This is a genomic window from Enterococcus sp. PLH-Efm8 (genome assembly GCF_053011625.1).
In genome coordinates, this window is sequence record NZ_CP172568.1 from 2400058 (window position 1) to 2420209 (window position 20152).

Consider the following 20152-nt stretch of genomic DNA (forward strand, 5'->3'; position numbering starts at 1 on the left):
ATACAATGCCTAGAAGAAAGTGAAAGATAAAGGAGAAGATTAGATGATCAAAGAATTTTGCGCTGAAAACTACACATCTATTCCTCTAGCAATTGCTAGAGGAGCCGATCGGATCGAATTGTGTGACAACTTAGCGGTCGGTGGCACAACCCCGAGTACTGGTGTGATCGAAGAAACGTTAAGTTATGCTGGGGAAAAAGATATCCCCGTAATGACGATTATTCGTCCTAGAGGGGGCGACTTCGTCTATAACGATATCGAATTGAAAATCATGCATACTGATTTGATTGAAGCAAAGAAATTAGGGACGGATGGCGTAGTATTTGGTTGTCTTACTCCTTCAGGCTGGCTAGACGAAGAGGCCTTAGAACTATTGATCGAAACAGCAGAAGGGTTGCAGATCACCTTCCATATGGCTTTTGACAGTATTCCTGAAGATCGGCAATTCGAAGCAATCGATTGGCTGGTAGAACATGGTGTTGACCGTATCTTGACTCATGGCGGTCCTGCTGACAAAACTATTGTAGAAAATTTCCCACGGCTTAAAGAATTGATTGCCTATACAGATGGCCGCTTAATCATTTTGCCTGGTGGTGGTGTCACTGCAGAGAATGCAGCACATGTAGCTAAAGAATTGAACGTAAGCGAAGTACACGGAACCAAAATCGTGGATCTTCAGTTATAATCTTATAAACAAAAAAACATTTGCAACAGGCATAATGCTTATTGCAAATGTTTTTGTTTTTTTACATAAAATAGCCCATAAATAAAGAAGCAATATTGAAATAAATCAGTACACTCGTCAAATCGCTCAAAGTCGTGATAAAGGGACCGCTTGCTACTGCTGGATCAAATCCTAGACGATCCATTAGCATCGGGATTAAACTACCTGCAAGATTCGCCACTGTGATTGCAAATAGCATAGCCATCCCTATGACAAACCCCAAGATAAAATTATGTTTCCAAAAACCTACGATTAGAAAAATCGTGATCCCCGTAACAGCTCCTGTGACAACGCCGGTCAAGACTTCAGCCAAAACAAGTCGAACAAATCCATGATCTTTCTCATCAGAAATCGCAAGTCGACGAACAGCCACAGCTAGCGACTGGGTTCCAGCATTACCGGCAGTTCCTGTAATCAGCGAAATGAAGACTGCTAAAATACTCGCTTCACTTACCAAGTCTTCATAGTGACTGATTAAAGAAGCGGTCGACATACCTAAAAACAACAGAGTGATCAGCCAAGGCAAACGTCGAGACGCTGCCTTTACTGGATTTTCATTAATTTCTTCCACATTGACCCCGGCAAGTCCTGAATAATCGCTAGCAGCTTCATCATCAATAACGTCGATGATATCATCGACTGTGACGATTCCTAACAAATGATCATCATAATCGGTAACAGGAAGAGCTAAGAAGTCATAATCTCTAAATGTTTGTGCCACATCTTCTTGGTCGTCGCCTACATGAACTGAAAGCACTCGTTCGCTCATCAGATCAGAAATCATTGCGTCGTCATCATTCACGATTAGGTCGCGCAGAGAAATAACCCCTACTAGCTGACCTTCTTGATTAACGACATAGATGTAATAGATTGTTTCAGCTACATCTGCTTCGTTCTTCAGCACGTACATCGCAGAGCGAACAGTTTGATTGGCTACGATCGAAACAAATTCAGTTGTCATGATCGCGCCAGCCGTTTCATCCTCGTAATGGAGAAGTTCCTTGATTTCACTGGCATCGTCTGCCGACATCAAACTTAAATATTTAGCAATTTGCTTTTTATCCAGCGTATTAAGCAAGTCAACAGCATTATCTGTATACATCTCAGAAAGCATATCAGCTGCATAGCTAGGACGCATTTCATCTAGGTATTCTTTCATATGTTCGTTGTCTTCTTCAATCACATCGAACATATCCGCTAATTCTTTAGGCGACAGATAGGAATAGATCAGCTGCCTGTTCTCTTCTGTAAGAGATTGGTAGAATTGCCCCTGCTCATAGATATGCATCTCTAAAAAACTGTTTCTGAATGCCTGAATATTATTTTCCCTTAAATCTTGAGTCAACTGGGCAAATCTTTCCTCTAATTCTTGATTTTCATCCAAACCAATCTCACCTCGCCTTATTCTTCAAACCGTCTCACAACTGCCTCCATGTCTGCGGCTAAAGGCTGCTTGAACTCCAGCAACTCTTCTGTAAATGGATGGTAAAAACGCAGATCATAACAATGAAGGGCTTGTCTTTTTATTCCCAGATCCATTCGCCCGCCATACATATCATCACCGAGCAGGGCACAGCCAATTGCGGAAAAATGAACTCTTATTTGATGTGTCCTTCCTGTATGCAGCTGGATATCAACTAACGCGATTTCTGTTAGTCGCTTCTCTATCCAGTACTCAGTCTGTGCCGAACGTCCTTCATCAGAGACCATTCGCTTCAATAGCGAAGAATAATCTCGGGCGATCGGCAAATCGATATGTCCATGTGCCGATAAATCTGAAAGCCTTCCACTGACTAAGGCCTGATATTTTTTCACAAACTTCTTTTCACGAAGTTGCATATCTAATTTTGCGTGCGCAAATCCATGCTTTGCAAAAAGCATCAAACCAGATGTATCCCGATCTAGTCGCGTCACCACATGGATTACTTGGTTTTCGTAACCTTGTTTTTTATAATAAGCCTTTACACGATTAGCCATTGTCCCATTTGGATGGTATTGGGCAGGAATAGACGAAACGCCTGCTGGTTTATTTACTACCAGAACGTGTTCATCTTCATACACGATATCGATCGGTGTTTCATCCAAAAGTACGGTTTCATGTTCTCCTTCAGCAGGAATCACAATGGTTACCTTATCATCCTTAGCTAGAGAAAACAAGACATTTTCTACTTGATCATTAACTTTGATTTGACCGCCTTGAAATTTTATTTTCGCTAACAGACCCTTTGAGATCCCTTTTTCTTTTAAAAAATATTTTACTTGCTGAGAATGATCTTTCTCATAATCCCATGTAAACTGCATATCAATCCTCACTAATAAAGGCATCTTTCACACGATGCCAAAAATGCATATGTCGATAAGAAGCAAAATGGATCCGTTCTTCTGCTATTCGATAATAAATTGAGCGGATATTTGCTTTTGCGACATTCAATTGATCAACCGTTACAAGATAATCTTCTGTATTTTCCAATTTTATTTCTAGCCATTCATCATGGGCAATCACGATCGGAGAACCCAAAGTACGAAACACTCGATTATTCAGTGAAGCAATCTCTGCCAACTGAAAGGCATTGATACTAGGATGGATCACAGCACCGCCGACACTTTTATTATATGCTGTCGAACCAGTAGGCGTAGAAATCGTCAATCCATCTCCTCTAAAACTTTCAAACAGCTCGTTTTTGATGTATACATCGGCTACCATCGTACGATTGGCCCGTTTAATCGTTGATTCATTCAGTGCTAAAAAATGCTGGTCCGGTGTTTCATCCAAATAACTGATCCGAACATCCAGCAAGGGATAACTAACACTTTGTTCCCGGTTCGTTCGTAAGCTGTCTACTAGTTCTTCCAGCTCGTAATCCCGCCAATCCGTGTAAAACCCTAAATGACCTGTATGCACGCCCAAGAAACGCACATCATTCAGACAATGACTGTAGTGATGGAACGCCGACAATAATGTGCCGTCTCCGCCGACTGAGATGACCAATTCTGGCTCATGATCATCTCGTTGAATCCCTGCTTGTTCTAAAAGTGCGTTCAAACGTTCTGTCACTTCTATAGTCTTTGCTTCTTTATTATGAACGATCGCTACTTTCATCCCCTGCCTCCTCTCTTTCGCTTTCTTTCTTCAAAAGCGTTCGATAGTAGACATCATCTGATTTTCCTCTTCCATGGGAGAATAACCGCTGTGCTTCTTGGATTTCTTCACGGATACTGGACATCTCTTCATCCAACTGATAGGCAGCTTCTGCCGCACGCTGAAGTCGTTCACTCATTTCTTCTGGAAAAACGCCTTGATATTTATAATTCAGCGAATGCTCAATCGTTGCCCAGAAATTCATCGCAAGAGTCCGAATCTGGATTTCCGCCAAAATTTTCTTCTCACCGCTGATCAGCTGTACAGGATACTCGATCACCAGATGATAAGAACGGTAGCCACTTGCTTTTTTATTTGTGATGTAATCTCGTTCTTGGAGAACTTTCATGTCTTTTCTTTTACGGATGATCTCAACAACTTGATGGATATCTTCTACAAACTGACACATGATCCTTAACCCGGCAATATCAGACATTTCTTCTTCTAAACGTCCCATTGGAATATGCCGTAATTGTGATTTTGTTACAATACTATCGACTGGCTTGACTCTCCCAGTGACAAATTCAATCGGGACATGTCGATTTTGTTCACGGAACTGTTTGCGGATCCCCCGCAGTTTCACTTTCAATTCTGATACAGTTTGTTCATATGGTGCTAAAAATGCTTCCCAATCTCGTTCCATAGCTGATACCTCTACTTCATTAACATTCATTGTTTATTCTACCATATATGCAAAGTTTTTTCGTACTCTTGATTTATGCATTGACCAAAAAAAGAAAATTAGGCAAAATAGACAAAAAGGAGTCGATCAAATGACACAAATGCTTGAAATCGAATATAAATCTATGCTGACAAAGCAAGAGTACGAGATATTCATCGCTCACTATCAATTAACAGATAAAGATTTCCGTGTACAGACTAATATTTATTTCGATACCGTTGATGAACAGCTGAAGAAACAAAATTGTGGCCTACGGATCCGTTTCGTTGGTCATCAAGCTGAATATACATTAAAAACACCTGCTGAAAAAGGGCGTCTCGAAACAACGGATACCTTTATAACAGAAGAAGCAGAAGCATTTATCTTCGAAAAACGTCTGCCTCGTTCAGGCGCAGTTTTTCAAAAACTTTCTGATTTGAATATCGATCCTGCTTCATTAATCCAAACCGGAAAGCTTACAACAAAACGGGCTGAATTCCCTATTGAAGAAGGACTTTTAGCTATTGATGAAAGCTGGGGAGACAATCTACACGATTTTGAACTGGAACTAGAGGTAGGGGATGCATCTGTGGGAAAAATTGCTTTTATAAATTTTTTAAAACGTTTTTCTTTACCTTATCGTCCTGCTAAGAACAAGATCCAACGTATGCTTGAAGCTAAAAATTAGAAACCTTTCATTTTCACAAGGCACTTGAGTTCATTTTTTTACTTTTTTCTGTTAAGTTATAGGATGTGAAAGAATCTAGTCACTAGTTGTATAGAATCTATTTTGGGGGAGATTCATATGATCGAAATCTATTTATTTGTTAATCCTTTAGGGGAATACTGTTTCGAAATGGAACAACAGTTATTACAATTTATCGAAGAAGAGTACGGGACACCATCAAAAGAAAAGATGCAATTTCGCTTTCTTCCTTTGGTCAATTTGCAGACAATTGGGGATGTCATGCAACAAAAAGGAATTTCTCAGAACAATCTTGAGGAACGTAATCACTTATTCTCAATGACTTATTCTGCAGCATTGGACTGCAAAGCGGCGCAGTTTCAAGGAAAGAAAAAAGGCCGCCGTTTTTTGATCAAATTGCAAGAAGCAGTCGGCTGTAATGACATACCATATTCTCAAGAACTTGCTGAATCCATATTTGAAGAAATCGGCGGCGATTTGAATATGTTTAAAGAAGATCGTCAGTCTGACTTCGTTAAAGAAGTATTCTTTTCTGATCAAAAAATTGCTCGGGAAATGGGCATCACAAAACACCCTTCTGCAGTCGTTTACAATTATGCCTGCGACCGTGATTTTGGTGTTTTAGTAGAAGTAAAAGGTACAAGTAGCCTTTGGAGAATCACAGAGCTGTGTAAAACAACAGATAACTCATATCAAGTTTTTAATGGTGAACATTTACATACAAATGATTCTCAGTTCCATTCAAGAACTAGCCATTTACACTTGCTTTCTAATTAAAAAAATACGTCGACTCCCTTACAAGAGAGCCGACGTATTTTTTTCGTTTCTATTCGAGAAAATCAAAAATAGAAAGCCTTATAAACGATCGATCAATTCTTCTAATTCATTTAGACGTTGTTCAAACATCGACATTGCATCTTCAATATATGCAGCCTGTGTCATATCAACTCCTGCTTTTTTCATTACTTCCACAGGATAATCGCTGTTACCTGCTTTTAGGTAAGCCAAGTAGTTCTCTAGTGCCTCTGGTTCCTGGTTTAGTATTTTCTTCGCCAGTGCTGAAGCAGCAGAAAAGCCAGTCGAGTATTGGAAAACATAGTAATTATAATAAAAATGCGGTATCCGTGACCATTCGAATTTAATTTCTGGGTCTTCTTCGACTGCTGGACCATAATATTTTGCATTCAATTTACCATAACTATCACTTAGGTATTCACTAGTCAATGGCACACCTTTTTCATCTTCCGTATGCATGAAATGCTCGAATTCAGCGAATTGTGTCTGGCGGAAAACTGTTCCTTTAAACCCATCCAAGTAATGGTTGAGTACATAAGCCCGTACACGAGGGTCTTTTTCTGTTTCCAATAAATACTCCGTTAGGATATTTTCATTCGTTGTCGAAGCAATTTCTGCTAAAAAGATGGAGTAGTCGCCGTACACATAAGGCTGGTTCGAACGAGTGAAATAACTATGAACACTATGTCCCATTTCGTGGACAAGCGTAAATAGCTGATCCAGCGTATCATGCCAATTCAATAAAATATATGGATTTGTGTCATAGCTTCCCGAAGAATAAGCATCGCTTCGTTTCCCTTTATTTTCGACAACATCGATCCAACGTTCAGAGAATGCTTTTTCTACGATGGCCATGTATTCTTCACCCATTGGTTTCAGTGCTTCTAAAGCTTTTTCTTTTGCTTCTTCGTACGTAAAGGTAATTGGAGCTTCCCCTAAGACCGGTGTATAAAGATCATACATGTGCAGTTTTTCCACTTCTAATAAACGTTTCCGTAATTCCATGTATCGATGTAACAAAGGCAAATGCTTGTTTACCACGTCTACCAAAGTATCGTATACACTTTCAGGAATATGATTATTGCTCAAAGACGCTTCTCTGGCAGAGCTGTAATTACGGACTTTCGCTTTAAAATTATGTCCTTTTATATGTGTGCCTAAAGTAGAAGCAAATGTATTTCTAAATTGTTCGTAAACACTGTACAATCCCTTAAATGCTGCTTCGCGCACCCTTCGATCCGTGCTTTCTAGCAACTGACCATACACGCCATGAGATAATTGGACTATTTCACCATTTTCTCCTTCAATCGTTGGAAAAACTAGATCTGCATTATTCAAAACAGCAAATGTATCACTTGAAGCATCAAAGATTTCACCTGCTCCAGCAAGAAGAGATTCCTGCTCAGCAGATAAGACATGGGCTCGATTATCTACTATTTGCTGGATATAATGGCGATAGACTTCCAATTTTGGTTCTTCTTTGAAATATTGCCAAATCTGGTCATCTGACAATTGCAATATTTCTGGTTCAAACCAGGAAACGGCTTCACTAACTTTCGAAAACAGACTGCTTGCTCTTGCATAAAGCGCTTGGTAATCTGTATTTCCAGTGTCTTGATCGTTTTTAAGGTGCGCATATACATAAATGACTTCAGTTTGGCGATAAACCCTCAATACGAATTCAATCGCATTTAAAAATTGAGAAGCGCCTTGATCAAGTGTTCCTTTGTGTTTTTCAGATTGTTTTAACTCTTCTGATAATTCCAAATATTTCTCATCAAACTCTTGGTCGCTTGAAAAGATCTTGGTCAAGTCCCAAGTTAAATTTTCAGGCAATTCTTCTCGTTTTGGCAACTGCTTTACTTCCATGAAATCCACTCCTTTTCTTCCCTTAGCTCTATCTATCAAAATAGATCATAGTCTAACATCCACATGTCACAGCATCTAACTTTTCTACTCATTCATGTGTCTGCTTCCATCAATTTTAGCATAACTAAATCTTGTTTTACATAGAAAACCGATTCCTAGCCTATTTTTATACTTACTATTTTTTCAAAGAAGACAAGTGTATGCATTCGTTAAAAAACTGCTGATAGACCATCTCTTCATCAATCATAGGAAAAAGCCATTCCCTTTTATGTTCTTTTATTTGGCAAAGCCATGAGTTGAAATCAGGAACTTTCTGGTTTTCCAAGGCTTCTTCGTACAACATTCGATAAAGAAAAACCTGTTCTTGTAAATAAAAGAAAAACCGACTTTTTTGATAGATCCACGATGATAGATGCAAAAGATGTTTATGACGCAAGTAGCATTGTTCTTGTATGGATACTGTATTCTTTTGCTTGTGAATAAGTTGGCGTGTCAGCCATTTCTTCCCATCTTCACTCACTTTTTCTATTTTTTTCATTTGGTTCATTTTAATTTCGTTACTAGTGAATATTTCTTTAAGGTCCCTACTAGAAAAAGTCCAGCAGCTACTGCAAAAGGAAATATGCCCTGATACAGTCTCTGTAATATGATGATACAAATAAAGCTTTTGTTTCTTGAGATCAGCTTTCCAGCAATGCACTCCTCTTTTTCTATTATAGTAGCAGCAACTTTTTTCTATCAATGAGAATTGCGATTGTCCAAGAAAAGAATTACCAAGTATCCACCATACTTGGTAACTGTTATTCAAATAATTTTGGGTTCTTTCAATAAATCTCTGGTGAGACAGTCTAGAACATTGGATTTCTATTGCTAGATTCGCCAACAAAATATCCGGCCTTTGCCGCAACCTCGGCAAATAGGCTTCCAAAAATACTGGTTCTACTGACTGTCCCAGCCAATCCATGAAGCATTCCTTTAACTGTAAGTGCTCTTTTGATTCTCTTTCACTAAAGACCGAACAGTTATCTGATTTTTGATGGGCAAAATGAGCACATTTTTTCTTTCCCTTTTTCAAAATCACTCTTTTTCGACAGCCACGACAATAATATTTCTTTCCTTTTTCTGCATGTTTAGCAAAACAGCACTTATTATATTCATTCATTGCAAGCAGCATTTTTCTCCCTCTGAACTTATTTACGTCTAAGAATTTATTTACACGAAAAAAGAGGGCGTGAAAAAGCTATTCTGCATCAAGTAATAAGAACAGCTAAACAAAAATAGTTCCCAATATTTTTCGTTTGGTTGGGCTTGTTACCGCAGATGCAAGCTTTTGAACACATTTATACGAAAAAAAGACTGCGACACAATTTTTGTCACAGTCTCTTACTATAATGCTGATTTATACAAAATAAAATTTCGTTCGCTCGATAGCATTACGCGCCATCAGACATTGTCCATATTCATTCAATGTTTCTGGTGTACGATCGCTCTTTTCAGCAAACTCCAAAATTCGAGCAATCTGATTCTCTACATCCGCTTGGTTGAGATTTTCCATCCAGAAGTGAACGACTAGGTAATAGCGCTCTTCGAATAAATACAAATCAGTCCAAGCAGACTCTAGTTCGACATCTGTTGCAAGTTGGATCACTTGTTCAAAATCTTCAAAAGCAAAAGTTGCTTGTCTTTCCTGTTCTTCTAGGGCGCTTCCAGATAATTCTTCCTCCGGATCGCTGCCAATAATCTGCTGACGAAGAAAGTCACTCACATCTTCTGAATCAACAGTAGAATCTTCTGATTGAGAAATTTCTTCATCCGGAAGATTTTTACTGATAAACAGTTCTAATCCGTCTCCTTTTGGCAAAACTTGGAAAGTGACAGCTTCGCTTCCTCGGAACTCCTCTTCGATATCAACTTCTTCCAAAATACTATAAAAGAAATTTTCGATTTCTTTGTGATTGCCAAGTAAATCCAAAAATGAAACGCCCCGTTCCTCTAAATCTTCATGACCAATTAGTACACGGATCGTATTTTCATTAATATGTTCCATTTCCATTTTGCTACACCTCACTTTGCCACAATGTTTAATATAGATTCATTGTAGCGAAATCAGCTTAAATGTAAAGAAAAAAAATCTCGCTGTTAAGCGAATTTAATAAAACCAGCGGATTTTTCAACCTTTCAAGCTATCTTATTTAACTATAACATTTTTGGCAGACGAATACTATATAGCCGACTTTTCAGCTAATTTTCCCTCTCTATTTTTCGTGCAATCATCATCTTCTACTACCTTTTTATACATCTAATCAAGAATACTTTTTGTAAAAACAAAAAAACTTGGAAAAACTATCTTTGTAATAGTCTTTTGGCTCTATACTTTTTGATGTTGGTGAACTTCACCAACATCTTTTTTGTATAAAAAAATATAGAAAAGACACCCTGAAATCCTTTAGAATTAATTTGGCTACCAATTCATAGGAGGATTCAAGATGTCTCATACTCAGCTTATCAAAGATACCCTAAATATTCTAGACCTAAATATCTATTTCGAGGAAAATTGTTTAACTAAAGAAAAATACAAAGGGCAAATTTGCTTGATTTACAAAGGAACTCTTCTGTACAAGCCAGAAGAGTGTTCCCATTGTCTTTGTGTCGTCCCCTCTAGGATCATTCGTTGGGGGACGACAACCGTTCGGTTGTTACTGAATGATGTGTCTGAGTATCGCACTTATCTGGAGCTGAAGAAACAACGATTTAAATGTAAGTCTTGCCAAAGAACATTCGTAGCGGATACCTCTGTTGCTGAAAAACACTGTTTCATTAGTCAAAAAGTTCGTTGGTCTGTCATTGCTCGCTTAAAAGAGAATACTTCCATGACGGAAATCGCTCGTCAGAAAAATATTTCCACTTCTTCGGTCTATCGTGTCATGAAGCGATTCTACCGCCCATTGAATCCTTTCAAACAGACTTTGCCAAAGGTCTTATGCTTTGATGAATTCAAATCGGTTCGAAGTGTTGCCAGTGCAATGAGTTTTATCATGATGGACGGACAAAGCCATGCATTATTGGATATTGTCGAAAATCGACGCTTGCCTTATTTAGAACGCTATTTTTCTCGGTTTTCATTAGCGACTCGTGAAGCCGTTCAATTGATTGTTATTGATATGTATGCGCCTTATGTTTCGTTGGTGAAAAAGCTTTTCCCGAATGCTCAGTTGATCATCGATCGTTTCCACATCGTCCAACATATTGGCAGAACTTTCTTGAATCATCGAGTGAAAGAAACCACGGTACGACTTAAAGGAAATTCCCACTCTCAACGAGGGTTAGGGAAAAAATTGAAGCGCTATTGGAAACTCCTACAAAAAGAAGAAGCAAAGTTAAACTATGAAAAACGGGTTTGGCGTGCCAGTTTTAAAGATTATTTGACTGAAAGTGAGATTGCCGATCGACTGTTAGCTGCTTGTCCCAACTTACGCCAAGGCTATCAGTTATACCAAGACATTCTTTATGCGGTAAAGAAAAGAGATCAGTCACTATTTGAGGATTGTTTAACTAGAGACATTAGCGGTCTGCCAGAAACCTATACAACCACTTTACGAACGTTTAAAAAGTTTCTGCCACAGATCCAAAATGCGCTTCACTACAGCTATTCAAACGGACCATTGGAATGCTTAAACAACCACATCAAAGTATTAAAACGCAATGCGTACGGCTTTCGCAACTTTTACAATTTCAAACTACGAATTATGATTCGTCATGGCAAAACATTTTTAACCAAATAAACAGAACAGAAAGAGGTTTTCTTCTTTCTGTTCTGTCCAAATTATTCTAAGATTTCTCTTTACCAACATCATTTGACAAAGAGCCAGTCTTTTCCAAGTTTCGTATTATCCTTCTATAATCCAGCCATCAATTGTGCTTGACGTAATTCTAATTGTCGTACATCGCGCGGTAGGAACCGACGAATTTCATCTTCATTAAAACCAACTTGCAGACGTTTATCATCAATCATGATTGGACGGCGAAGCAATCCAGGATTGTTTTGCACAAGTTCCAATAATTCTTGTAACGGCAGATCATCTAAATCCATGTTCAGTTTTTGGAATACTTTGGAACGTGTCGAGATGATTTCTTCTGTTCCGTCTTCTGTCATTTGTAAAATCGCTTTTAATTCAGAACTGTTCAATGGTTCTGAAAAAATATTACGTTCAACAAATGGAATCTGATGTTCTTGCAACCACGCACGAGCCTTTCTGCAGGAAGTACAACTTGGGGAAGTATATAATGTTAACAACGTGCACCACTCCTTTTCGTGATAAGAATCACTTTTTTGTAACAGAAGATCATAATAATCTCCCATCTGTTTCTATTATACATAATCAACTTTTAAATAGCTACCTTTTTTTCATAATTTTTTTAAAAAAATGAAAGTTATCTAAGGTTAATATACAGTAAAACCAGCATTCTCGCTTTTTTTATCATTTAAAAATTAGAGTTTTCAAATCTAATTCAAATTTTCTAAACATATGAAACAGCGTATAAAACTGTACTATTATTTTATCTCAAAAGCTAAATGAAACCGATTTCTTAAGATTTTTTATGTTTTTTATTTCTTTAATAGTAATGTTTTCTGTCATTTTAAATAATACTGTTCTTTATTATAACGCTTATTTTCTCTGTTATATAAGCGTAGTATTTTAAAGCAATGATTACTAAATAAAATTTACTATAAACAAATAAATCAAATAACGTTATTTTATGTTTGAATAGTTATATTGAGACTGTATTAAAAAAATAAATCTTTCGAAAATTCCACAGAGATTGCATTAAAATAAATCAATCGACTTCTACCATAATGATTAATTTGTTCATCAAACTTATTGACGTGTTTCACGATTTTTAGTGAAAAAAACTGAAATATAAAAACCTTATTCTGTCAAGGAAATAGAAATATAGTAAGAAAAACCTTTATTTATCAGCTTTTTTAGACAATTTTTTCTGTTACAATAGTCAAGGATTTGTGAAAAAATCAATGAAAACCGAAAGGCGTGTAAAATTTTGATTAAATCAGTTGTGTTTGATGTTGATGATACGATGTATGATCAGCAGCAGCCATTTCGAAACGCGGTCAAAAGAGTCGTTCCGCTTGTTTCAGATGCAGATATGCATCCACTATATATCCGGTTCCGCCATCATAGTGATGAAAACTTCCCAAAAGTAATGGCAGGAGATTGGACACTAGAATATATGCGAGCACATCGGATCAGCCAATCACTAAAAGATTTAGACTACCCTCATATTACGGAAGAAGATGGCCTCTTATTTCAAAAAATTTACGAGGAAGAACTTGATAATATCTGCTTGCATGAGGAGGTCAAAAAAACCCTCGATTTCTTGAAGGAAAAGAATGTCCCATTAGGAATTATCACAAATGGGCCGACTGACCATCAGACAAAAAAACTGAAGCAACTTCAATTGAACAATTGGATTCCTTCCCGCAATATGCTCATTTCTCAAGCAACAGGTTTCCAAAAACCAGAAAAAGAGATTTTTCAGCTGGCTGAGAAAGAATTTCATATGCTTCCAGAAGAGACCTTATACGTTGGCGATAATTACGACAATGATGTTCTAGGTGCAAAAAGTGCTAACTGGCAAGCGCTTTGGTTCAACCATCGAGAACGCAAAATTGAACAGACTCCAATTTGCGATATCGAGATTTCTTCTTTTGATCAGCTGTTAGAGACAATGAAGACAATCTTTGTATAACCTTTAAAAATAGAAATAAAAAAATGATAGCAAGGAAGCTGGGATAAAATGGAATCCCAGCCTCCTTGCTATTTTTTAAATCAAATAAACAATCGCTTCTTTAGAAAGGCTTTCTTACCCATTACTGAACGCTTTTTCGAGTCTCTTACTCCTCGATTTCTCCTACACTTAAAATCATGCGGATGTCTTCTTCAGTCAGTTTCGTCAACTGTTCTTCATTACCTTGGATCACTTTTTGGAACAGTTCGCGTTTTTCTTGCTGGAGTGAATCCATGCGTTCCTCAATCGTTCCTTCAGAGATCATACGCCACACTTCTACCACATTTTTTTGTCCGATCCGATGTGCACGTCCAGCAGCTTGTTCTTCAATGGCAGGATTCCACCAAAGGTCATACAAGATGACCGTATCTGCTCCCGTGAGATTCAATCCAGTTCCCCCAGCCTTTAAGGAAATCAGAAAAACATCTTTTTCGCCAGCATTAAATGCGTCTACCATACTTAACCGATCTTGTGGTTTCGTACTGCCTCTTAAATAAAATGTCGAGATCCCTAGCTCGGCTAACTCTTCTTGCAAGATAGTCAGCATCCCTGTAAATTGAGAAAACAGCAAAACTCTTCGTTTGTTCTCTTTGGCAGCTACCAGTAGATCTTTTACTTGTTCGAGCTTGCCGGAACCGCCTTGGTAATCTTCAATAAACAGACGAGGATCGCAGCAAATTTGTCGCAGTCTTGTCAGACCAGCAAGTATCCCGATCCGGTTTTTCTTGAATGCTTCAGAATCCATTGATGTGATTTCTTCACGCATTTGACGCAAGTAAGCTAAATAAACAGTTTTTTGTTCTTCTGTAAGTGCAGAATATAGATTCATCTCTGTTTTTTCCGGCAAGTCTTTCAACACAGTTTGTTTATCTCGCCGTAAAATAAACGGTCGAATCATTTGCGCAATTTCTTCTGCGGCAAGTTCCCTGAATTTTGTTTTAGTCGGGAAAAATCCTGGCATAATCGTTGCAAACAATGACCACAATTCTTCTAAATTATTCTCGATTGGTGTCCCACTCAGTGCAAACCGCTGAGGTACAGCTAATTCTCTCAATGCTTGTGCAGTTTTCGTACTGCTATTTTTGACCATTTGTGCCTCATCAAGAATCAAATAATCAATTTTTTGCGACTGATAATTAGCTAGATCCTGTCTTAAGCTGGCATAAGAAGTCACTCGGATATCTGTGTCTTTAGCCAGTAATTCTTCACGTTCTTTTTTATTCCCATTGATTACTTGGATACTTAAAGAAGGGGCGAATTTTCTCACCTCTGCCTGCCAGTTGTAAATTAAGCTCGCAGGCGCTACGATCAAAGCAGAGAAGCTTTTCCGTTCTTCTTTTTCCGAAAGTAAAAAGGCAATTGTCTGTAGTGTTTTCCCAAGTCCCATTTCATCGGCTAAAATACCGCCAAACTGATAATGACCTAACATCTTCAACCATCGAAAACCTTGCTTTTGATAATCTCTCATCGTTGCATTCAATCCTTTGGGAAGCTGTGCCTGGTATCTTTCTGGATGAATGAGATCTTGTACCATCGTTTGGAACGATTCACTAAAAGTAGCATTGCTTTTTTCCAATTGATTTTGAATGATCAATCCTTGATTTTTAGGTACATGGATCGTTCCTTCTTCTGTACGTATCGATTCCCGTAATTGTTGCAACACTTGGCTTGTTTGTTGAAATTCTTCTGAATCAAAAGAAAGAACCTGACCATTTTCTAATGTATAAAAAGCATCATTTCTCAGCAAGCTTTGCAGGACATGATCGATTTCTTGCTCCTCTATCCCTGTCACATCGAATCGAATATCGAGCCATGAACCGGTCTCGGTTACTTCGATTTTCGGTTGATGTTTATGCGCATCTAAATACAACTCTCGCAATTTTCTTCCAAGTCTGACTTCACCAAACTGACGGAAGACAGATAGTTCTGTGCGGAAAAAGGCATATAGTTCTTCCCCGCTTGGCAATGGACGTTCATAACCAGTTTCATTTTTCTGGTAGCGATACATTCTGAATAGATCAAGTACTCGTTTCTCTTCTACTGTGTCACGTAACACCTGAAAAGCCTGTTCTGTCGAGACCTCATGCTTCGGGTCAGTCGAATAGATGACTTCACCATAGACGAAATCGACTCGAGCTTGGATTTTTCCTTTTGCTTTTCGGAAAAAGAAAATAAATTCGACGGGGATATCTGCTACTTCCTCTTCTACTGCAGGGGCAATAGCTACGTCGCCGATCTCTGACAGCAGAGGGATAATCTCTTTAAACAAAGACGGTAATTCTTTTTTCTTGAACACTACTTCTGGTTTCTCCAATCGGCGAATCAATTGTTTCCAAGTTTGATAAACCGTTTGTTGATATTTCGTCAGAGAATAAAATGTCCCTTGGATAACTCCCCACTGATAATGCATAAAGAAAAAATCAAAATCATTCAATGCTTGCAGCAAATAATCTTCTCCAAATTTTTCCACTTTGAATGATAAAGGTTTGTTTTGATCGGAAAATTGTATTCCTTGATCGTTTTGTTCATTTATCTGCAGATGCAAACGTGTAGTCTGATTCATCTGCTCTAACAGGAAGCGGGCTTGTTCTACTGGGAGAAGCAGATATCTTTTATCTAGTTTTCCTTTGACTTGTAAGCCGTTCGTACCTAATAATTGATGCGTCTGAGCACTTCCTGCAAGATGCGTGAGTATTTTTTGATCTTCTTTTTGAAACGCCCGTTTATCTAGACGAAACTGGTACTGTTTATTAACAGTGTAAGTTTCTTTTTCTGTGTAAGCTTGTAAAAAATCATAGATGTTTTTTACGATATATGTTTTTTTCGGTGATGCCAATGAACCGATACGCAAGTAAAGTGCCAAAATAGAAAGCTCTGGGTGATACTGATTAGTCTCAATCGTTTCTACTTGGTATTCAATAATCAAAGGTTGCACCGCTTGAGGATTGTTTTGTGTTTTTAGACGAGAAAAACCTTTTGCAATGATTTCTCCCTCACTTGTTGCTTTTACCGGTTCTAGCATTGGCTGGTCTTTTTTCATGATACGAGATAGATTTTTCGACCGTAAATAAAGTTCCACAGCAACTGTATGCTTACAATATTTATGTTCCTCCCAATAGGGACATTGGCAGTAATCTATCTCTTTTGCTGTACCATCCAAATCAACCATATACAATTCACTGCCCAAGACTTCTGCATGCCACACGTTTTCTTCTTGGTCAGGGACAACCGATAACACTCGGCCTTCTTGCAAGTATTGACGTCCACGTGCAATGACTTTTTCTGGAATACTCCATTTCATAGTTACCAATCTCCCTTTTTATCCAAGTTGATAGCGTATTTTGCTTTGTCCGCTACCTTCTGTATCAATTCTTATTTGTTGTAATACTCGTTCTTTCAATTCTCTTACATGACTAATGATGCCGATCATTCTTCCTTCACTTTCGATCGTTTCTAAAGCTTCCATTGCCATTTCCAAAGCTTCTTCATCTAATGACCCAAATCCTTCATCAATAAACAATGCATCGATTGCTACACCACCAGCTTGTGTCTGGATCACATCGGCAAGAGCTAATGCTAAAGAAAGTGCTGCAATAAAACTCTCACCGCCAGACAGGGTATGCGCACTTCGAGACATACCTGCCTGATCATCATAGATATTGATTTCTAATCCGGTTTTCCCTCGATAACTGCCAATGGTATCCGCTAGCTCAAATTGATAACGATTTTTCGTTAAACGTTGGAGATGATCATTTGCTACTTGTAACACTTCTTGAAGATAAACCTGAAGCACATACCGTTCCAAACTAGTCTTCTTAGGATTTTCTCCGTTGAATGTTTGCGAAAGCTGCTGTAATTGCGTAAGCTCATCTAATTTCGTCTGGCTTGTGTGATAAATCGAAAGACATTCATCGTAGATTTTTTGATTACTAATTTTTTGTTCTTGTAAACCGTATATCTTTTCTTGCTTTATTTCGATCATACGTCTTATTTCTTCTAACTGTTGGCTGATCTCTTCTGTATCTGGGAATGTCTCAGTTAGCTGGATATTTTCTAATTGACGCAGCCGGTCAGCTGTCACTAATTGCTCTTCATGATAAGAAGTAACTGTACGTTGGTTTTCTTTATATTGTGCTTGCTGTTGTGCAAATGCACAGATTTCTTCAATTGTTGAAAAATACGACTGGCTTTCTAACTTTTTAGCTATTCTTTCTTGTTCCTTTTCTATTTTTTCATCTATTTTTTCTATTTGTTCATGTTGAAGATCAAGCTGTGTCCGAAGCGTATGAAGATCTTGCAACAATTGCACTCCTGCTTTCTGCTCAACAGCTAGTTGATTCGAGTCTTCTTCTAACTGTTTTTCAAGTCGTCGTATCTCCTCTTCTAAACAGTTACTATCCGTATCTTGCAATTGTTGTTCTAAACTTTTGATTTCTCCTTGCAGTTGCTGGAGCTGATTATTTTTTTCTGTCTGCTGCTGTTTGTAGACAGCTAATTGTTGTTCGAGCTTTTCTGCTTGTTGTCTTATTTCTTCCAGCTCTATTCTTGCATTGGCCATCTTGCTTTTTCGTCTATCTAAAGATTGTTCGATTACTACAAGAGTTGTTTTTGTTTTTTGTTCTGTTATCTCAGGAAATGCCTTTTTCAAAGCCTGTTGCAAGTGTTCTTCTTGTTCAGCCAATTGTATATTCGTTGCCATGATTTTTTGTTCTAAATCTGATAATTGTTGTTGAAGATTATTTTCATGTGCTTCACTTTTGGCAATGATTTGCTGAGTTCTTTCTACAGCAGACTCAGCTTCTGCCAGTTGTTGTTCTACTTTTAAGATATCTTCCTTATTTGGCTGTTCGTGTTTTAATTGTTGTATGGGGTGTTCCGTTGATCCACAAACAAGACATGGCTCCCCTGGACGCAAAAAAAGCTGAAGACGAGCAATTTGCTGCTTTGCCCATTGGCTTTTCAGCTGTTCTGCTTGTTCTGTCTGTTCTTTCAATAGCTGACTATTTTTTGTTATTTCTTCAGTTGCTTTTTTGAGTTCTTCTCTTATCTGTGCGAGCGACCCAGTGTCTTTTGCTTTTTGTTTTTCTATTTCTTGCTGCTTTTCATCTAGATATTTTAACTGTCCAAAAGCAAGACGATCTTCTTGCAGTTTTTCCTGATCCAGTAAATTTTCTTGAAGAATTCGAGTTCTTTCCTGATAGATAGCGAGATTTTGATACAGCTTCTCGGCATTCAATTCTTCTTTATCCAATGAAATTGTTAATTGTTCTGCGTCTTGTTTTTTACTACGTAAGGATTCGACAATTGGCACCATCATCTGTTTGTTTTGCAGTTTTTGAGCAGCTTCTTTGATTTTTGTTTGTCGGCGTACGCGGTTTGCTTCATTTTTTTGCCACTCTTCATAATTCTGCGTAGTCATCGCTAGTTTCTTTGTTTGCTCACTACTTTTTTGTGACAGTTCTATTTTTTCAACTTTTATTTCTTGTAGGCGCTGGATTGGTTCGACTAATCGTTGCGTAAATTCATAATACCCAATCCATCGTTTCTTTTCCTCTATTTCGTCTTTTTGAGCAGCTAATTCCTTTTGCTTGTTTATTAATATCGTTTTTTCTTCATAACTTTTTTTCAAGCTTTCAAAACGATAGTAGGAATTTTCTAGTTGCTTTTGTTTTTCCTGAAGTTCCGTTAGAGCTTCTTTTTCTTCCGTGATTTGTTTTTCGAGTATTGCCTGATGGTTTGTCCATTGGGCTAAAACGGCTTCAAACCCTGCTGCTGGTTCCTCTTCTTTGACTAAAACAAACCTTTTTTGCAGAAGATGCAGCTCTTGCTCTAAATGATCCAATTTTTGTTGCTGTTGTTTTGCTTTTTCTTTTAATCGCTCATTGAACTGTTGGAAAAATTGAGTACCGAATAAATGACGTAAAACAGTCTCTTTATCACTGCTTGATGAAACCAAAAAATTACGGAATTCTCCTTGGGGTAGTAAAACGATTTGAGAAAACTGTTTCGCATCGAGATTCATCAGTTCTCTGATCAACTGATCTGCTTCTGTACGTTTTGTGATTTGTTTTATTTCTTTTCCTTTCCCATCAAAAATGGTCAACGTTACTTTGGCTGCCTGTTTTTTTGTTCCGTTTCCTTTTCGTTTTGCTAAAACTTGTTCTGGTTTTCGTTCGATTTCATAGCTCATCTGCTGATGTTCAAAAGAAAAAGTCACGCTTGTTTCTTCGTCTGGTGTAGCAAACAAAGAACGCATCTCTTTTCCAGAGCGAAGTCTTCCGGAAGTTTCACCAAAAAGTGCGAAGGTGATCCCATCAAAAATCGTCGTTTTGCCAGCTCCTGTCTTCCCGCTGATCAAAAAAAGCGGTGCTTCTGTCAAACGTGAAAAATCTACGGTCTCATTGATAAAAGGACCAAAATTTTTAAGTTGTAATTTTTTCGGTTTCATTCTTG

At 38.0% G+C, this 20152-nt stretch carries 15 protein-coding genes; 5 read left to right on the forward strand and 10 right to left on the reverse strand.

All coding sequences use genetic code 11. The features are described from left to right. Positions 1-43 precede the first annotated feature (43 nt). The gene (locus ACIFUW_RS11870) at positions 44-685 is read left to right on the forward strand and encodes a copper homeostasis protein CutC (protein ID WP_002294560.1); all 642 of its coding nucleotides are present in this window, start codon (positions 44-46) and stop codon (positions 683-685) included. A gap of 61 nt (positions 686-746) precedes the next feature. Here ACIFUW_RS11870 and mgtE read toward each other — a convergent pair whose 3' ends face one another. Genes mgtE through ACIFUW_RS11890 form a run of 4 tightly spaced genes read right to left on the reverse strand, consistent with a single transcriptional unit; the run spans position 747 to position 4506 of the window. After that, on the reverse strand, positions 747-2108 hold the full coding sequence (gene mgtE, locus ACIFUW_RS11875) for a magnesium transporter (RefSeq protein WP_002294561.1): 1362 nt from the start codon (positions 2106-2108) through the stop codon (positions 747-749). Positions 2109-2125: 17 nt separating this feature from the next. Then, the gene (locus tag ACIFUW_RS11880; RefSeq protein WP_002294562.1) at positions 2126-3025 is read right to left on the reverse strand and encodes an RluA family pseudouridine synthase; all 900 of its coding nucleotides are present in this window, start codon (positions 3023-3025) and stop codon (positions 2126-2128) included. 1 nt (position 3026) lies between these two features. Beyond that, positions 3027-3824 carry an NAD kinase gene (locus ACIFUW_RS11885; protein WP_002289847.1) on the reverse strand — a complete coding sequence of 266 codons (798 nt, stop codon included), beginning with the start codon at positions 3822-3824 and terminating at the stop codon, positions 3027-3029. Then, complete coding sequence (locus ACIFUW_RS11890; protein ID WP_002289848.1) at positions 3802-4506, reverse strand: GTP pyrophosphokinase; 705 nt, start codon at positions 4504-4506, stop codon at positions 3802-3804. Before ACIFUW_RS11890 ends, ACIFUW_RS11885 begins: the two co-directional genes overlap by 23 nt. A 130-nt stretch (positions 4507-4636) precedes the next feature. Here ACIFUW_RS11890 and ACIFUW_RS11895 point away from each other — a divergent pair, with 130 nt between their 5' ends. After that, entirely contained in the window at positions 4637-5212 is a 576-nt protein-coding gene (locus ACIFUW_RS11895; RefSeq protein WP_002289849.1) for a CYTH domain-containing protein, read from the forward strand. 117 nt (positions 5213-5329) lie between these two features. After that, positions 5330-6007: a ClpXP adapter SpxH family protein gene (locus ACIFUW_RS11900; protein ID WP_002289850.1), complete on the forward strand. Its 678-nt coding sequence runs from the start codon at positions 5330-5332 to the stop codon at positions 6005-6007. A gap of 78 nt (positions 6008-6085) precedes the next feature. Here ACIFUW_RS11900 and pepF read toward each other — a convergent pair whose 3' ends face one another. The 3 genes from pepF to ACIFUW_RS11915 all read right to left on the reverse strand — a co-directional run bounded on the left by pepF (position 6086) and on the right by ACIFUW_RS11915 (position 9947). Further along, positions 6086-7894, reverse strand: a complete 1809-nt coding sequence (gene pepF / locus ACIFUW_RS11905; protein WP_010729649.1) for an oligoendopeptidase F — start codon at positions 7892-7894, stop codon at positions 6086-6088. 175 nt (positions 7895-8069) lie between these two features. Further along, positions 8070-9068, reverse strand: a complete 999-nt coding sequence (locus tag ACIFUW_RS11910; RefSeq protein ID WP_002288958.1) for a competence protein CoiA — start codon at positions 9066-9068, stop codon at positions 8070-8072. Positions 9069-9293: 225 nt separating this feature from the next. Then, positions 9294-9947, reverse strand: a complete 654-nt coding sequence (locus ACIFUW_RS11915; RefSeq protein WP_002288948.1) for an adaptor protein MecA — start codon at positions 9945-9947, stop codon at positions 9294-9296. Between the two features lie 433 nt (positions 9948-10380). On the opposite strand from ACIFUW_RS11915, the gene ACIFUW_RS11920 reads away from it, so the two are divergent. Beyond that, positions 10381-11676, forward strand: a complete 1296-nt coding sequence (locus ACIFUW_RS11920; RefSeq protein WP_002296623.1) for an ISL3 family transposase — start codon at positions 10381-10383, stop codon at positions 11674-11676. A 113-nt stretch (positions 11677-11789) separates the two neighbouring features. On the opposite strand, the gene spxA is transcribed toward ACIFUW_RS11920, so the two are convergent. After that, positions 11790-12188 carry a transcriptional regulator SpxA gene (gene spxA / locus ACIFUW_RS11925; protein WP_002296384.1) on the reverse strand — a complete coding sequence of 133 codons (399 nt, stop codon included), beginning with the start codon at positions 12186-12188 and terminating at the stop codon, positions 11790-11792. Between the two features lie 764 nt (positions 12189-12952). Here spxA and ACIFUW_RS11930 point away from each other — a divergent pair. Then, positions 12953-13660, forward strand: coding sequence for an HAD family hydrolase (locus tag ACIFUW_RS11930; protein WP_002294563.1), 708 nt, complete (start codon positions 12953-12955; stop codon positions 13658-13660). A gap of 145 nt (positions 13661-13805) precedes the next feature. Here ACIFUW_RS11930 and ACIFUW_RS11935 read toward each other — a convergent pair whose 3' ends face one another. Next, positions 13806-17000: a DEAD/DEAH box helicase gene (locus ACIFUW_RS11935; protein WP_002288952.1), complete on the reverse strand. Its 3195-nt coding sequence runs from the start codon at positions 16998-17000 to the stop codon at positions 13806-13808. A gap of 18 nt (positions 17001-17018) precedes the next feature. Then, a complete protein-coding gene (locus ACIFUW_RS11940; RefSeq protein WP_002288954.1) occupies positions 17019-20147 on the reverse strand; it encodes an AAA family ATPase in 3129 nt (1042 codons plus the stop codon). Positions 20148-20152 lie beyond the last annotated feature (5 nt).